Here is a 16,520-nt window from a genome sequence, read left to right on the forward strand (position 1 = left end):
TCTTATTATGCCTTAGCTGTTTTAACGTGTTGTGGTTGCTTATATGCCCAAATTAATAAACCTAAACCACCCACTATCATAGGAAGTGAAAGTATTTGTCCCATTGAAATAAAGTCGGCAAATAAACCTAGTTGTGCATCGGGTTGGCGAAAATATTCAATACAGAATCTAAACACGCCGTAACCTAATAAAAATACACCGGCTACGCTGCCTGCTGGACGTGGTTTTTTAATAAACCATTGCAGGATTAAAAACAGCACTAAGCCTTCAAAAAATGCTTCGTATAATTGCGATGGGTGACGCGCAAGCGGACCGCCCGTTGGAAATACCATTGCCCATGGCACGTCGGTAACTCGGCCCCATAACTCACCGTTTATAAAGTTACCAATACGCCCTGCTAAAAGCCCTACAGGAACAAGTGGTGCAACAAAGTCGCCTACTTGAAGCAGTGACTTTTTACGCGTCCACGAAAAAATTGCGACGGCGGTTATAACGCCAAGTGTTCCACCATGGAACGACATACCGCCCTGATCTATCCTAAATAAATACAGTGGGTTTTCTATAAAATAACTAAACTGGTAAAACAATACGTAGCCAATACGCCCACCTAGTATTACCCCTAACATGCCGTAAAACAGTAAATCGCTTACTTGGTCTTTAGTCCAACCCGAATTTGGCTTTGACGCTTGACGATTAGCAAACCACATCGCAAATGCAAAACCTATTAAGTACATTAAGCCATACCAACGTACGCTTAGCGGTCCAACAGAAAAAATAATTGGATCAATTTGAGGAAACTCAAGTGCCATAAAAAATAAACCTTTAGCTAAAAACCATTTTAATTGCGATAACTACAAGCAGCACCGCGAAAACTTTCTTAATTGTATTAACAGGTAAATAGTGAGTTGCTTTGGCGCCAATGGGCGCAACAAACCACGAGGTAATAACAATCCCAAATAATGCAGGTAAATAAACAAACCCGGCAAAACCATGCTCTAAATCGGTAACATGCCAGCCTGCGCTGATGTAACCAATAGAGCCAAATAATGCAATAACAATTCCGCACGCTGCCGCGCAGCCAATTGCTTTTTTTATATCAACCGAAAAATAATTAAGCATCGGTACTATTAAAGCTCCGCCGCCAATCCCTATTAAACCTGATAACCCGCCCATTATTGCAGAAACGCCCCCTAAAATAGGACCAGCCGGCAACGGTTTTTCTGACATCGGTTTATTACGCGCGGAGAGCACCATTCTTGCTGCAATAAATACAACACTTATAGCAAACACTGTACGTAATATTTGTTCAGGGATTAAACTTGCTGCAAAGCCACTAATAAGTGCACCTAAAGCCACACCCGACATAACCCACGGGGCGATTGCCCAAGGCACGTTATCATTTTTATGATGAGCCAGCGCTGAAGACGTTGAAGTAAATAAAATAGAAGCGAGTGAGGTTGCAATAGCAATTACTAATACATGATCAGCCGACGTTACATTAAATGAGAGTAGCAGAATGCTTAGTACTGGAACGATAATTAAACCGCCGCCAATGCCTAGTAACCCAGCTAAAAACCCAACAATACAGCCTAGTAGTGCGCAGCTTGCGACTAACAAACCTAAGTCATACATAGTAATCTCAAATACCCTTTTAAGGTTTATATATTAAAGGATTATAAAACTAATAGCATCTGTGTATTGCAATTAATTAGGTGTACAAGCTTATTTTGGGGTGTAAAACAAATCACCTAATTTATGCTCTAGCATAAAGCTTCGCGTTAAACGTAGTACTTGTTTGGCAGTGGATTGCGCTAAACATTCACTTAGTAGTTGTTCCATGTCACTGACATTTAAACGCCTAAGTACCCACTTCACTTTATTAAGCGATGATAAGTTCATACTAAGGCGCCTGTAACCCATGGCAATAAGTAAAATAGCCCCTTCAGGATCGCCGCCTAGTTCACCACACAAACTAAATGGCAGTTCATATTGCTCACATTCGTGCGCCACTTTATTTAGTACTCTTAGTACACCTGGGTGATAAGGGTTAAAAAGTTCGGCTACACGTGCGTTAGCCCTATCTACTGCTAATAAATACTGTGTTAAATCGTTACTGCCTACTGAGCAAAAATCGACTTTTTTTGACCACTCTGGAAGCATAAATACACTTGAAGGTACTTCCAGCATTATTCCTATGTCGGGTCTTTCTATGGTTTGCTCTGGGTATTTTTCACTTAACTCAAAATAAGCCTGTTCAAATAACGCAAGTGACTCATCAACTTCTTCAGTGCCACTGATCATAGGGAGCATTATTTTTAAATTACCCAAACCAATATTTGCTTTAAGCATCGCTTTTAGTTGATCTAAAAATAACTCTGGATGATCAAGGGTAATACGAATACCACGCCAACCTAAAAATGGGTTTTCTTCGGTAATATTAAAGTAATCAAGTACCTTATCGCCCCCAATATCCAATGTACGCATAACCACAGGATTAGGATGATAGCTAGTTAGTACTTCTCGGTACCAATTTTCTTGCTCTGATTGCGAAGGAAACTGACCCTTTTGCATAAACCACGCTTCGGTTCGATAAAGCCCCACACCGTCACAAATATGCGCGCTACTTTGCTCAGTATTAAGCTCAAGGCCTGCGTTTAATAATAAGCTAACATGTTCACCGTCAAGCGTAATTGATTCTGAGTCTTGCTCAGCTAAAAAGCGGTTATTTAGTAGGTTATCTTGATGCTGTAACTCTGTGTATTCGTCCATCAGCATTTGTGAAGGCGATATATATAAACGCCCAGCAAATGCATCTAAAATCATCGGTTTGCCATTAAACTGCAGTAGAGGTAAATCCTCTATACCCCAAATGGCAGGGATCCCCATCGCACGCGTTAATATAGAAGCATGGCTATTTGCAGAGCCATTTACGCTTACAACGCCTGTTAAGTGACCTTTTGGCACCTCAGCAAGCATGGCGGGCGTTAAGGTATTAGCAATTAAAATAGTGTTGGGCGGATAATTTTTAACAGCGTGCTCGGTATTTACAAGGTGGTGTAATACGCGAAGACCAATGTCTTTAACGTCAACAGCACGCTCTTTTATATAAGGGTCTTGCATGGCATTAAATTGAGATATTAAACGCTCTATTACAATTTTTAGGGCGCTTTTAGCACACCAGCCTTCTTGTAATTGCATTTCAACATTATGCCCTAAACTTTTAGCATCAAGCAGTTGTTGGTACACATCAAATACCGCAAGAGCTTCGTGCGGAATAGAATCGCTTAGCGTCATCGATAGGGTATTAAATTCTTTTCGCGTTGCAGCTACAGCTTGAGTAAACAAACGGCGCTGCTCAGTGACGTCACTGTCTTTTAAAAGCTCAATAGATTTAAAATCAAGTTTTGGTAATACAACAAATGCTTGTCCTATACCTATTCCTGGCGCACTCGATACACCTTTTAAAACAGACGTTTGATGAGATGACTCATCTTGGCGTAGTATTTCTTTAATTTCAGCATGCGCTAACTGTGAAGCAAGTTGAGCAGAAAGCGTTATTAAAAACGACTCTTCGTCTTGGCTAAATACACGTGCCATTTTTTGTTGGACAACAATAACGCCCAGTACTTTTTTTTGATGAACAACGGGTACAGATAAAAAAGCGTTGTAGCCTTCTTCATTTACTTCGGGGGAGAGCTTAAAACGAGGATGCGATTTAGCAAATGCAATATTAATAGGTTCTTCGCGTTGCGCTACTAGGCCAACTAAACCTTCGGTAAAACCAATTCTAAACTTACCTACCGCATCGGGGTTTAGCCCTTCGGTTGCCATAAGTACAAAATTGTCCTGGCTGTAATCTGCAAAATAAATGGAGCAGCACTGGGTTTTCATGGCATCTTTAACCATTTGCACAAAGCACACTAATGCGCTGTCTAAATTCGCTTGTCGCGATACAGACTCCGCAATAGATCTCAGTGTAGCCAGCATGTCCTGCTCCTTTATTTTATTCTGAATTAACTACCTTTTACTTCGCCAATGATCTTTATGTTGTTCTCTCTTATTAAAAGGCATGGCGAAAGGAGCAAACTCTTTCATTACACGTCGATAAACATCCCGTTTAAACGATACAACCTGTCTTACAGGATACCAATAACTTACCCAGCGCCAATCATCAAACTCTGGATGATGGGTTTTAAGTAAATTTACATCTTCGTCTTTACAGCGTAATTTTAGTAAAAACCATTTTTGTTTTTGCCCAATACACACCGGACTAGAGTCTCGGCGGATTAATCGTTTGGGTAATTTATAGCGTAACCAATGTTTTGAGCTTGCGACTATTTCTACATCTTCTGGTCGCAACCCTACTTCTTCGTGTAATTCACGGTACATGGTTTGTTCTGCAGTTTCGCCATCATCAACACCACCTTGGGGAAATTGCCAAGAGTGTTGACCATAACGTCTGGCCCAAAAAACCTGTCCCTGATTATTGCAAATCACAATTCCGACATTGGCACGAAAACCTTCGGCATCAATCACCTTAGTGCCTCATTTGTAAGTCGATTTTTAATGATTGTTCCACATTAGCCGCAATACGGCAAATACTATTATACCCAACCCGATTAGTAAGCTAAGTTTGGGCTTTTAGTACATTGATAAATTAATGGAGAGTGGGTAAATATTTGGAAAATAACTTAATAAGGCTATTGCGGTTCTTGTTTTCCTCTAGTTACTCACAGTTTGTGCATAACTTTTGTAAAACACGCTCATTTTGCAAACAAATCCACAATATTAGATCTAAAAACTTGGCTTCTCCACAGATTCTGTGGATAAACATGTTCATATAGTTGTATTTATCCTTACAACTTTTAAATTGCTTAATCAAAACTGAATGTACAACATTAAAAAAACCAACTGAGTCAGTAACTTAAAGTAAAGCAGCTTAATTTCAATATGCTCAAAATTAACCCAAACAACAAGCGAGCAAAAAACACACAACTCTAGAGATATCCACGGCTTAGCCTATTTGCTATCATGGCTATGATATTTATACAACCGAAATTAAGAATACTGATTACGTTGAATTGACATTTATAATCGCAATAAAAAGTAGCTCAATAACAAAAAACTATCATATGCAGTTTCTCCGCATAAGTAATTTCAACGTAGTTAGTGAGTTATTAAACCTCTATAATATTCATATTTTAATAAAATTGGCATGACATGCGACCTACAAAACCACACTCAATTAACGATTTAATGCAACGCGTTAATAATATTGCCGGATTAACTCTAGGGCAGCTTGCTAACAAGTATAATTTTAAAACGCCAGATGATTTACTGCGCGAAAAAGGTTGGACTGGTCAGTTAATTGAATACGTACTAGGTGCTACTGCGGGCTCAAAACCACTTCCGGATTTTGAAGATTTAGGAATTGAGCTAAAAACACTCCCTATTTCCTATAAAGGTAGGCCACTTGAAACTACGTTTGTATCGGTTACACCTTTAATGAACGTTACAGGAATGACTTGGCATACCAGCTCTGTACGTAAAAAACTAAATCATGTTTTATGGCTGCCAATTTTAAGCGAACGTGATATTGCCCCGTTTGATAGAACCATCGGCAGCGGCTTTTTGTGGCAACCCTCACCTGAACAGGACGCTTTATTACAGCGCGACTGGGAAGAGCAAATGGAGCTAATTGCGCTAGGTAGAGTCGACGAAATATCAGGCCATTTAGGCGATGCGATGCAAATACGCCCTAAAGCTGCTCATAGTAAAATAGTGACTGATGCTATTGGTCCAAATGGGCAAATAATTAAAACCCTACCCCGTGGCTTTTACTTAAAAACCAGTTTTACAGGTGATATTTTAAAGCAGCAGTTTCAGCTTTAACTGTGTTATAAAATATTAATTGTTGAGCCATTTTGTGAGTACCCTCTTTTCGCACTGCGTGCGCGCCAGCAAGCTTAACGCTACAACTTATTCTCATCTCTTTGAAAAAGTATCAGGCATAAAAAATCCCCGCTTATGCGAGGATTTTATCATCTAAAATTAAAAATTAGATTCTATATAAAATAGAATTACTGACCTTTAACTTCTTTAAGACCGTTGTACGGTGCTTTATCACCTAATTGCTCTTCAATACGTAGCAATTGGTTGTACTTTGCAACACGGTCAGAACGGCTCAATGAACCTGTTTTAATTTGACCTGCAGCAGTACCAACCGCTAAATCAGCAATTGTTGAATCTTCAGTTTCACCCGAACGGTGAGAAATAACAACAGTAAAACCAGCATCTTTAGCCATTTTTATTGCAGCTAAAGTTTCAGTTAAAGAACCGATTTGGTTAAACTTAATTAAGATTGAGTTAGCAATACCGTTGTCGATACCACGTTTTAAAATCTTAGTATTTGTTACAAATAAATCATCACCTACTAATTGGATTTTATCACCCATTAATTTAGTTTGATGTGCAAAACCATCCCAATCAGACTCATCAAGACCATCTTCAATAGAAACGATTGGGTAGCGAGTAGTAAGATCTTGTAAGAAGAAGTTAAATTCTTCAGAAGTGAATTTTTTGCCTTCACCCTTAAGGTCGTAGATATTTGCTTCTTTGTCGTAGAACTCAGATGCAGCACAATCCATCGCTAAAGTAATATCTTTACCTAGCTCGTAACCTGCGTTTGCAACAGCTACTTTAATTGCAGCAAGAGCCGCTTCGTTAGATGCAAGGTTTGGTGCAAAACCACCTTCATCGCCAACCGCGGTTGAATGACCATCAGCTTTAAGTACTTTAGCAAGGCTATGGAATACTTCAGCACCCATACGTAGGCCTTCGCGGAAGTTTTTAGCGCCAACAGGTTGGATCATGAATTCTTGAATATCTACAGAGTTATCTGCATGTTCACCACCATTGATGATGTTCATCATTGGAAGTGGCATAGAGTAAACACCTGGCGTGCCGTTTAAGTCAGCGATATGTTCATAAAGCTCAACTTTTTTAGACTGTGCAGCTGCTTTCGCAGTTGCTAGTGATACAGCTAAGATTGCGTTTGCACCTAATTTTTCTTTATTTTCGGTACCGTCTAAATCTAGCATCACTTTATCTACAGCGCTTTGATCTAATGCACTTTGGCCTTTTAAAGCATCAGCAATTTCGTTATTGATATAACCAACTGCTTTTAATACACCTTTACCTAAGTAACGTGATTTATCACCGTCGCGTAACTCTAATGCTTCACGAGTACCGGTAGATGCGCCTGAAGGTGCTGCTGCACGACCCCAAGAGCCATCTGCTAAATGTACGTCTGCTTCAACAGTTGGGTTACCACGCGAGTCCATAATTTCGCGACCGATTACTTTTACGATTTCTGACATCTTGATTCCTCTATATTCCCAAAATGGTGAGTTCAGCTAACTTTACTACGTTTTATATAGCTTAGTCAGCCCTTAAAACAAAAAAGCCGTGCAATATGCACGGCTTTTAAAATTACGAATTCGCTTTTTGGTGGATATGCGCGGCTGCTACAAACCCTTCAAACAACGGATGACCATCACGAGGAGTTGACGTGAATTCCGGGTGGAACTGCGCGGCAATAAACCATGGGTGATCTTTATTTTCGATAATTTCTACCAGTTTTTTATCTTCTGATAAACCAGTAAAGCTTAAGCCTGCTTTTTCAAGTATTTCTACAAAGTTATTATTTACTTCGTAGCGATGACGATGACGTTCAACAATTTCGTCGCTGCCATATACTTCGCGTACTTTAGAACCTGGCGTTAAATGACATTTTTGTGCGCCTAAACGCATAGTGCCACCTAAATCAGATTTTTCGCTACGTGTTTCAACATTACCTTCAGCATCTAGCCATTCAGTAATTAAGCCAACTACTGGTGCTTCTGAATTTGCATTAAACTCTGTAGAGTTTGCATCCGTTAAACCTGCAACATTACGTGCATATTCAATTAATGCTACTTGCATACCTAAACAAATACCTAGGTATGGTACTTTATTTTCACGTGCGTATTTAGCCGCTAAGATTTTACCCTCAACACCACGTCCGCCAAATCCACCTGGTACTAAAATAGCATCTAAGTGTGAAAGTAATTCAACACCTTTGTTTTCTAAATCTTGTGAATCTACGTATTGAATATTAATTGTTAAACGGTTTTTAAGGCCCGCATGCTTTAATGCTTCGTTAACCGATTTGTACGCATCTGGTAATTCAGTGTATTTACCAACCATACCAATTGTCACTTCACCCGTTGGGTTAGACTCTTGGTAAAGCACCTGTTCCCACTCAGCTAAATCAGCTTCAGGTGGATCTAAGTGAAAACGACGACATACGAAGTTATCTAATTCTTGCGTTTTTAATAACGCAGGAATTTTATAAATGCTGTCTACATCTGGTAGTGAAATAACCGCTTTTTCTTCTACGTTTGTGAATAATGAGATTTTTGCACGCTCATTATTAGGTAGTTTACGGTCTGAACGACAAATAAGAATATCTGGCTGAATACCTACTGAGCGTAACTCTTTAACAGAGTGCTGAGTTGGTTTTGTTTTAACTTCACCTGCAGGGCCTAAAAATGGCACTAACGTTAAGTGAATAAATAGCGCGCGTTCGCGGCCAATTTCAGTTCCCATCTGACGAATTGCTTCAATAAACGGTTGTGATTCTATATCACCTACAGTGCCGCCAATTTCTACAATAGCAATATCATAACCTTCAGCACCGTCGTATACACGTTGCTTAATATCGTTAGTGATATGTGGAATAACCTGAATAGTAGCGCCTAGGTATTCACCACGGCGCTCACGACGTAATACGTCTTCATATACACGGCCTTGTGTGAAGTTATTACGACTAGTCATTTTGGTACGAATAAAACGCTCGTAGTGACCTAAATCAAGGTCAGTTTCTGCGCCGTCTTCTGTAACGTAAACTTCACCGTGTTGAATTGGGCTCATTGTGCCTGGGTCAACGTTGATGTAAGGATCCAGCTTTAAAATGGTAACATTTAAACCACGGGCTTCTAAAATAGCGGCCAGTGAAGCTGCGGCAATACCTTTACCCAAAGAAGAAACAACTCCGCCAGTAACGAAGATAAATTTTGTACTCATGCGAACCCTAGAATATCAGGAATTAAAAGGAATATAACACCCAAAGAAGAGCCTAAGGGTATATCATCAAGACGGGGCGAAATTGTACCAAAACACTGCTTATCAATCCAGCTAAAATTAGCTAATGCGCGCACAAAAAATGTGCACTATTTAACATTAAGCCTATTTTACTTTTTTAATCGCATCCCATGCGCTGTCCATTTCTTCAAAGGTGGCTGTATCTAAGCTTTTGCCTTGCGCGTGCAAATAAGCGTGTACCTTCTCAAAACGCGCTGAAAACTTGTCATTTGCGCTACGAAGCAGTTGCTCAGGATCTCGTTTAACATGGCGTACAACATTAACAGTGGCAAAAAGTAAGTCGCCGAGTTCTTCCGCTGTATGATCAGATGACGGGTCTTGCTCAATCGCTTCTTTTACTTCAAGCACTTCTTCGCTCACTTTATCAAGTGCACCATGATACGTTGGCCAATCAAAACCAAGGGAAGCCACGCGTTGTTGAATTTTTTTAGCTTTACTTAAACTTGGCATATTGGCAGGAATATCTTGCCAAAAAGAAGGTGATTCTGTTTGCGCTCTAGCACTGCGTTCTTGTGCTTTGATTGTTTGCCACTGCTGCGATAGCTGCTTATCTGTTAGCTCTTTTTTATCGCCAAATACATGCGGATGACGACGGGTAAGCTTATCGTTTAATTGCTCTACTACATCATTAAAATCAAATAGATTTTGCTCTTGTGCAAGCTGCGCATAAAAAATAATTTGAAATAACAAATCACCCAATTCACCTTTAAGCTCATCTAAGTTGCCTGACTCAATACAGTCGGTAACTTCGTATGCTTCTTCTAGTGTATGCGGCACAATAGATTTAAAATCTTGTTTGAGATCCCACGGGCAACCGCCCTTGGGATCTCGCAGTGTTTTCATTATGCTAAGAAGTTGTGTAAGCGCTGCATTATCATTCATGATTAATGACCACGCTTGGCATCGTGTACACCTTCAATTTGGTGTAACTTAGAAAGAACACGGTTAGTACCCGATAAGTCATGTACTTCTATTTGCATCGTAAATATAGCTAACTGATTATCTTCAACCGTATTTACGTTCATGTTTAAAACATTTACTTTTTCGTTAGCAAGTACTGAGCTTATATCGCGTATTAGCCCTGAACGATCGGTTGCTTCTATTTTAATACTTAGTGCGTACGAGCCGTTGATATCTTCAGACCAACTTACCGAAATAACACGCTCTGGATGCTGATTTTTTAAGTTATTAAACGAATCACAGTCTTCCTTATGAACACCTATTCCTCGACCTTGCGTTATATAACCTATTATTTCATCGCCAGGTACAGGGCGACAGCATTTGGCTACATGGCTCATTAAGCTACCAACGCCATCAACCACTATGCCGTTTTTATCACCGGTTACTTTGCTAGGTGCTTTAATACGAATAACTGGCTCATCTTCTGTCCGATCACTTACAAAGTTAAGCATTTGATTGAGGCGTACATCGCCCGCACCAATTGCAACCATTAAGTCATCAAGCTCTTTAAAATTAAAACGCTTGATTGCTGGCTCTAAATCTTTGTATGTTAAATTGAGCTTTTGTAGTTCGCTGTCGAGAATTTCTTTCCCCGCACTTAAATTTTTGTCGCGGTCTAGCTGTTTAAACCAGTGATGAATTTTGGCTCTAGCGCGCGATGACTTGATATACCCTAATGACGGGTTTAACCAATCACGACTTGGATTTGGTTGTTTTTGGGTTAGTATTTCTACCTGATCCCCCGTCGTAAGTTGATGCGTAAACGGCACTATTTTGCCAAATATTTTTGCACCAATACAACGATGCCCCACATTTGAGTGAATGTAGTAAGCAAAATCAAGCGGTGTAGCGCCAAGGGGTAAATCAATAATATCGCCGCTTGGGGTAAATATGTATACGCGGTCTTCTACTACTTGGTTTTTAAGCTCTTCTGCTAAATCGCCACCATCAACTACTTCTTCTTGCCATTGGAGTAACTTACGTAGCCAGCTAATTTTTTGCTCATAACCCGAGCCGCGCCCTGGTAATGCACCTTCTTTGTACATCCAGTGTGCAGCCACACCCAACTCAGCATCTTGATGCATGTCGCTAGTACGAATTTGTATTTCTACTGTTTTACCTTCAGGCCCAAATACCACGGTATGAATTGACTGATAGCCATTTTGTTTTGGGGTTGCTACATAGTCGTCAAACTCTTTATTAAGATGACGCCAATTGGTGTGCACAATGCCCAGCGCGCCATAACAATCTTGCAGGCGTTCAACGACGATACGCATTGCACGAATATCAAAAAGCTGATCAAACTCGTAGTTTTTTTGCTGCATTTTTTTATAAATGCTGTAAATGTGCTTAGGGCGGCCATAAACTTGGGCTTCAATGCCCGCTTCACTTAAACGGGTTTTTACTTGTTCAACCATATCTTCCATATAGGCTTCGCGCGTAAGGCGTTTGTCGTCAAGTTGTTTGGCTATGCTTTTATAGGTACCTGGGTGCAAATATCTAAACGATAAATCTTCCAGTTCCCATTTTAATTGCCCTATTCCTAATCTGTTTGCCAGTGGTGCAAAAATATCAGCAGTTTCTTTAGCGGCAATAACGCGGTCTTCTTCATCCGCATTTTTTACATTACGTAGATGACATACCTGCTCGGCAAGCTTAATGACCACGGCGCGCACGTCTTCGACCATGGTTAATAACATTTTTCGAATATTATCAACTTGCATAGTACCTTTACCTTGATGAGATAAAGTACTAATAGTGGCCATTTGTGCAACCCCAGTTAACAGCATGGCTATGTTACTACCAAGCTGCTCTTCTATGGTTTCAAGTGATATTAAATCGTTTAAAAAATACGGGGTTAAATACGCAGTAGCTAACGATTCGGGGTCGAGATTTAGCTCAGCTAAAATTTCAACCATTTCGATTGCAGTAGTTTGCCTGCTTTCATTATCACATTTTACGCAGAGCGCTTGCGCTTTAGTAAGTAGCTCTGTTTTTTCTTCAGACAAGGCAAGAAATGAAAGCCGAGTGCTAAAATCTGTTGTCTCATCTTGCTGATGTGATTGTCGTGTAGCTACCATAATGCGTTCTACCTCCGTTGAAATAACGCCATAGTTTCAATATGCCCTGTATGAGGGAACATATTCATTAGCCCAATTTTATTAAGATCAAAGCCAGCTTGTGAAATAATTGCGCTGTCACGGGCTAAAGTAACAGGGTCACAAGAGACATATAAAATAGTTTTAAACTGCTTTAAAGGTAATTGCTCTAATACAGCCATTGCACCAGTCCTAGATGGATCGAGTACAAGTACATCTAAGTTTTTACTAAACCATGGGGCGCTCTGTATGCTTTGCGTTAAATCAAAGCAATGAAACTGCGCATTGGTAATAGAGTTAGTTTGCGCATTTTGAGCAGCCATTGCAACCGCTGAAGTTACACCTTCTACGCCAATTACAGATTTTGCTTGTTTTGCCAGCACTAATGAGAAATTACCAATGCCACAAAATAAATCCAATAAATTTTCATCACCTTTTAAATCAAGCCAATTTGCGGCTTGCTTTAACATAGCTTCGTTAACTTGCGCATTTACCTGAATAAAATTACCTAAACCAAATTCAAATTTTAGATCAAACTCTTTAAGATAATAAAACGGCATGGCTAAGTGTGAATGCTCAATTACATCGCTCTCGCTTTGCCATACAACTTCAAACTGTTGGCTTTTTGTTATGTGCTCAACCAAAGCCTTTGTATCATCGTTAATTGCTTTAGTGTGACGAATAACAACAAAGTTTTTCTCATCACTTTGGCATAACTGTAAATGGCTTATACTGTGCAGCGCTTTGTGTTGATTAATTAAACCATCAAAAAGTGTAAAAACATCCGAAAATACTTCATCAAGTACTGCACATTTATTAATACTCACAATATTTTTTGAACCACTTGCTCTATAACCCACACGCATTTTTTTAGCCGCTTTATCAAACATAACGGCTATTCGGGCGCTGCGCCTGTAATGCACAGACTTACTTAATAATGGAGCTTGCCAGTTTAAGCTGTTTAATTTAGCAAACTTACTAAATAACTGAGTAACTGCAGTTTGTTTTTCTACAACTTGTTGGCTTACTTCTAAATGCTGTAATTGGCAGCCACCACACTGATTATAGTGCTCACAAAAAGCGTCTACTCTTGATTCACTCGCTTTAATAACTTTAATTACTTTTGCACTGCTGTATTTAGCTTTATCTTCGACGAGCATTGCTTTAACTGTTTCATTTGGTAATGCACCGCTTACAAAACATACTTTATTATTATGCTTCGCAATGCCACGCCCTTGATGATCCATTCCCGCTATATTTAATTCTAATGTTTGTTGCTTAAGCGGTTTTTTTTTCGCTTTAAAAATTTGCGCCATTAGGCATTACCTTCAGTTTATTTATGAAGCACCTATATTTAGATGCTTTAGAATGCGTGTTGAACCGTATATACTCAAATCATACTAATAACGATAAAACGCTCCCATTATGACCAAATTAGGCTTACGCGATTCTGTTTTAACACTGACCCTGATCCCAACGGTGATCATAGGATTACTACTTGGTGGCTATTTTACAATAAATCGTTACATTGAGCTTGATGAAATTTTATATCAGCAAGGTACTACTATTTCTGAGCCCCTTGCTATTGCGCTTGAGCAACCCATGCTCGAAAAAAACAAACAGCTATTGAATCGCCTTATAAGCTACACACATAACAAACACTCCCCTACAATTAAGTCGATTGCAATTTTTGATAAAAATAACGCGCTATTAATGACGAGTAATTATCACCGCTCATTTGAAAAGTTAATTAATCAAAAAACGCTCATAAATTTAAAAACGACCCATGTGCAAAAGTCAGATGAGCTTGTTACATTCTTCACCCCCATTATTAACCATACAAGTCACGACTCTAAATGGGATCCATCGGCTTTTCAGTCATCTCTGGGCACCGTTATTATTCAGCTAAACAAAGACCAAGCGGTTATAGGGCAGCAACGTGCTTTATTAATTAGCGGTATTGTAATTATTTTATCATTGGTGTTTGCAGCAATTTTAGCTTTAAGGTTAAGCCGCATGTTTATGACGCCGCTTAATAAGTTAGTACTTGCAACCGACAAGTTAGTCGAAGGTAAAAGAAGTACTGGCCTTAACGACAACATGATAGGTGAATTTGAGCTATTGCGAGAAGGCTTAAATACCATTGCTCACACTATGGTGATGCAAAAAGATGAAATGCAAAAAAATATTGACCAAGCAACTAGCGACTACCGCGAAACACTAGAGCAATACGAAACTTCAAATATAGAGCTCTCATTTGCAAAAAAAGAAGCTCAAGATGCTAACCGCGTAAAATCAGACTTTTTAGCTAAAATGAGTCACGAACTTCGTACTCCGTTAAATGGTGTTATTGGATTTACACGCCAGCTTTATAAAACACCACTAAACAAGCATCAAAAAGATTATCTCGACACTATTATGCTATCAGCAAATAGTTTAATGACTATTATTAGCGACATTCTAGATTTCTCCAAACTAGAAGCGGGTGCAATGGAACTTGAGTCGATTCAGTTTCAACTTCGTGATGCTGTAAATGAAGTGATGACGCTACTCGCTCCTAGCGCACACGATAAGCAATTAGAGCTATCCATTTACATTAACCAACAAGTACCAGATGACTTAACGGGCGATCCCACTCGCTTTAAACAAGTGCTGATAAACCTATTAAGTAATGCGATTAAATTTACTGAAAAAGGCTCCATTAAGGTCGACATAAGCCATCGGTTACTCGATGACGAACGTACTTCTTTACTTGTGTCAGTAACAGATACTGGCGTGGGTATACCTATGGATAAGCAAGACTCTTTATTTACTCCATTTGGGCAAGCAGACTCAAGCATTACACGTAAGTTTGGTGGTACAGGTCTTGGCCTCATTATTACCAAGCATATTGTTGAAGCGATGAATGGCCGCATAACATTAAACTCTGCACCAGGTAACGGTACCTGTTTTACATTCAATAGTGTGTTTAGTTTGCCCAATCATGTATTTACTAACGACTTACCTACGAAATCGCTCATTGGTAAACGTATTTTATATTTAGAGCCACACGAGCATACACATCACGCTGTACTTTCGTTATTGACTCAGTGGGAATCAAGCGTGACGGCATGTTTTAACGAGACTAGCTTTTTAGACGCTATAAAAAATACTGAACATAAATATGATGTTTGCTTAATTGGCCATATGGCATCAGTTGATGATATGCAGCAACTAAAAAGCTATGTAAAAGCCGTGCGTGAATCTACTGATTACTTATATTTAATGCTAAATACTGTATCGCACAATATGCGAGAAGCCTTTATAGGCAGCGGTGCTGATGCGTGTTTAAGTAAACCACTTAATCACCGTAAATTATGTGAAGTACTTGCCGCACCTTATAGGCTTGACCACCCTACTCATAATATTGAACAAAACGATCAAGCTTTGCTACCGTTAAAAGTATTGGTTGTTGATGATAACGATGCCAACTTAAAACTTCTCCATACTTTATTAAGTGAACAGATTGAAGTAATAGAAACGGCACATAATGGTTCACAAGCATACAGCTTAAGTAAAAGTCATAAATACGACATAATTTTTATGGATATTCAGATGCCAATTATGGACGGTATAACCGCATGCAAGCTTATACAAGAATCATCACTTAATGAAGATACACCAATTATAGCTGTAACGGCACACGCCCTTCAAAGCGAAAAAGAGCAACTACTAAAAGATGGCTTTAAAGGCTATTTAACTAAGCCTATTGATGAAGATATGCTTAAACAAATTATTAGCGATCATAGTCCACAGAACCCGGTTAATCGCGATAAAGCTAAAACAGATACACCACAAAGTCCTGCACCATTTCAAAGTAGTCGAATTGATTGGGCGCAAGCCCTGCAGCGTGCTGGCGGAAAGAGCGAGTTAGCGCTAGAGATGCTTAATATGCTACTTCTAAGCGTCCCTGAAACTCTTACATTGCTTGCAAAAGCGATAGAGAGCAATGATTGTCAGCAAGTCTTAAGTATTGTCCACAAGTTTCATGGCGCATGTTGCTACACTGGTGTACCTAAACTTAAATCACTCGCAGAAACAATTGAAACATCACTTAAAAATAAATGCTTGTTAGAGAATATTGAACCTGAATTATTTGAGTTACAGGACGAGCTTGAAAACTTACTTGCTGATGCAAGCGTAACTGAGCTACAAAGATAAGCTTTGAATTTTAGATACAAAAAAACGCGGCATTTACCGCGTTTTTTTATTAAGCTT

Annotated in this window: 11 protein-coding genes; 2 read left to right on the forward strand and 9 right to left on the reverse strand. The window is 39.4% G+C overall.

Annotated elements, in window-relative coordinates; translation table 11 throughout:
• Window positions 1-5: 5 nt before the first annotated feature.
• The 4 genes from lgt to rppH form a co-directional block, all read right to left on the reverse strand.
• On the reverse strand, window positions 6-809 hold the full coding sequence (lgt, locus tag I6F40_RS04215) for a prolipoprotein diacylglyceryl transferase (protein ID WP_007583122.1): 804 nt from the start codon (window positions 807-809) through the stop codon (window positions 6-8).
• 13 nt (window positions 810-822) lie between these two features.
• Window positions 823-1,632: a sulfite exporter TauE/SafE family protein gene (locus I6F40_RS04220; protein ID WP_166377259.1), complete on the reverse strand. Its 810-nt coding sequence runs from the start codon at window positions 1,630-1,632 to the stop codon at window positions 823-825.
• A 90-nt stretch (window positions 1,633-1,722) separates the two neighbouring features.
• The gene (gene ptsP / locus I6F40_RS04225) at window positions 1,723-3,987 is read right to left on the reverse strand and encodes a phosphoenolpyruvate--protein phosphotransferase (RefSeq protein ID WP_197192536.1); all 2,265 of its coding nucleotides are present in this window, start codon (window positions 3,985-3,987) and stop codon (window positions 1,723-1,725) included.
• Between the two features lie 30 nt (window positions 3,988-4,017).
• Window positions 4,018-4,536, reverse strand: a complete 519-nt coding sequence (rppH, locus tag I6F40_RS04230; protein ID WP_002958704.1) for an RNA pyrophosphohydrolase — start codon at window positions 4,534-4,536, stop codon at window positions 4,018-4,020.
• A 684-nt stretch (window positions 4,537-5,220) separates the two neighbouring features.
• Between rppH and mutH the strand changes: the two genes are divergently transcribed.
• A complete protein-coding gene (mutH, locus tag I6F40_RS04235; protein ID WP_024589993.1) occupies window positions 5,221-5,892 on the forward strand; it encodes a DNA mismatch repair endonuclease MutH in 672 nt (223 codons plus the stop codon).
• Window positions 5,893-6,080: 188 nt separating this feature from the next.
• Here the strand turns inward: mutH and eno are convergent, their stop codons facing one another.
• From eno to rlmD, 5 genes are all read right to left on the reverse strand, one after another.
• The gene (gene eno, locus I6F40_RS04240) at window positions 6,081-7,379 is read right to left on the reverse strand and encodes a phosphopyruvate hydratase (protein WP_166377260.1); all 1,299 of its coding nucleotides are present in this window, start codon (window positions 7,377-7,379) and stop codon (window positions 6,081-6,083) included.
• A 112-nt stretch (window positions 7,380-7,491) separates the two neighbouring features.
• A complete protein-coding gene (locus I6F40_RS04245) occupies window positions 7,492-9,126 on the reverse strand; it encodes a CTP synthase (protein WP_010553216.1) in 1,635 nt (544 codons plus the stop codon).
• 162 nt (window positions 9,127-9,288) lie between these two features.
• Window positions 9,289-10,086, reverse strand: a complete 798-nt coding sequence (gene mazG / locus I6F40_RS04250) for a nucleoside triphosphate pyrophosphohydrolase (RefSeq protein WP_166377261.1) — start codon at window positions 10,084-10,086, stop codon at window positions 9,289-9,291.
• Between the two features lie 2 nt (window positions 10,087-10,088).
• Window positions 10,089-12,245 (reverse strand): GTP diphosphokinase, encoded by a 2,157-nt coding sequence (gene relA, locus I6F40_RS04255; RefSeq protein WP_166377262.1) that lies wholly within the window; start codon window positions 12,243-12,245, stop codon window positions 10,089-10,091.
• Between the two features lie 8 nt (window positions 12,246-12,253).
• The gene (gene rlmD, locus I6F40_RS04260) at window positions 12,254-13,579 is read right to left on the reverse strand and encodes a 23S rRNA (uracil(1939)-C(5))-methyltransferase RlmD (RefSeq protein ID WP_166377263.1); all 1,326 of its coding nucleotides are present in this window, start codon (window positions 13,577-13,579) and stop codon (window positions 12,254-12,256) included.
• A gap of 109 nt (window positions 13,580-13,688) precedes the next feature.
• On the opposite strand from rlmD, the gene barA reads away from it, so the two are divergent.
• Entirely contained in the window at window positions 13,689-16,463 is a 2,775-nt protein-coding gene (gene barA, locus I6F40_RS04265) for a two-component sensor histidine kinase BarA (protein ID WP_166377265.1), read from the forward strand.
• Window positions 16,464-16,520: the final 57 nt, after the last annotated feature.

This window comes from Pseudoalteromonas sp. SWXJ133, from assembly GCF_015864365.1.
Classification (GTDB): domain Bacteria; phylum Pseudomonadota; class Gammaproteobacteria; order Enterobacterales; family Alteromonadaceae; genus Pseudoalteromonas; species Pseudoalteromonas arctica.

Bases quoted from the DNA above. Each gene is read 5' to 3' on its own strand.
- ptsP (WP_197192536.1), bottom strand. From the start codon at position 3,987: ATGCTGGCTACACTGAGATCTATTGCGGAGTCTGTATCGCGACAAGCG.
- rlmD (WP_166377263.1), bottom strand. From the start codon at position 13,579: ATGGCGCAAATTTTTAAAGCGAAAAAAAAACCGCTTAAGCAACAAACA.
- lgt (WP_007583122.1), bottom strand. From the start codon at position 809: ATGGCACTTGAGTTTCCTCAAATTGATCCAATTATTTTTTCTGTTGGA.
- mazG (WP_166377261.1), bottom strand. From the start codon at position 10,086: ATGAATGATAATGCAGCGCTTACACAACTTCTTAGCATAATGAAAACA.
- relA (WP_166377262.1), bottom strand. From the start codon at position 12,245: ATGGTAGCTACACGACAATCACATCAGCAAGATGAGACAACAGATTTT.
- mutH (WP_024589993.1), top strand. From the start codon at position 5,221: ATGCGACCTACAAAACCACACTCAATTAACGATTTAATGCAACGCGTT.
- barA (WP_166377265.1), top strand. From the start codon at position 13,689: ATGACCAAATTAGGCTTACGCGATTCTGTTTTAACACTGACCCTGATC.
- I6F40_RS04245 (WP_010553216.1), bottom strand. From the start codon at position 9,126: ATGAGTACAAAATTTATCTTCGTTACTGGCGGAGTTGTTTCTTCTTTG.
- eno (WP_166377260.1), bottom strand. From the start codon at position 7,379: ATGTCAGAAATCGTAAAAGTAATCGGTCGCGAAATTATGGACTCGCGT.
- I6F40_RS04220 (WP_166377259.1), bottom strand. From the start codon at position 1,632: ATGTATGACTTAGGTTTGTTAGTCGCAAGCTGCGCACTACTAGGCTGT.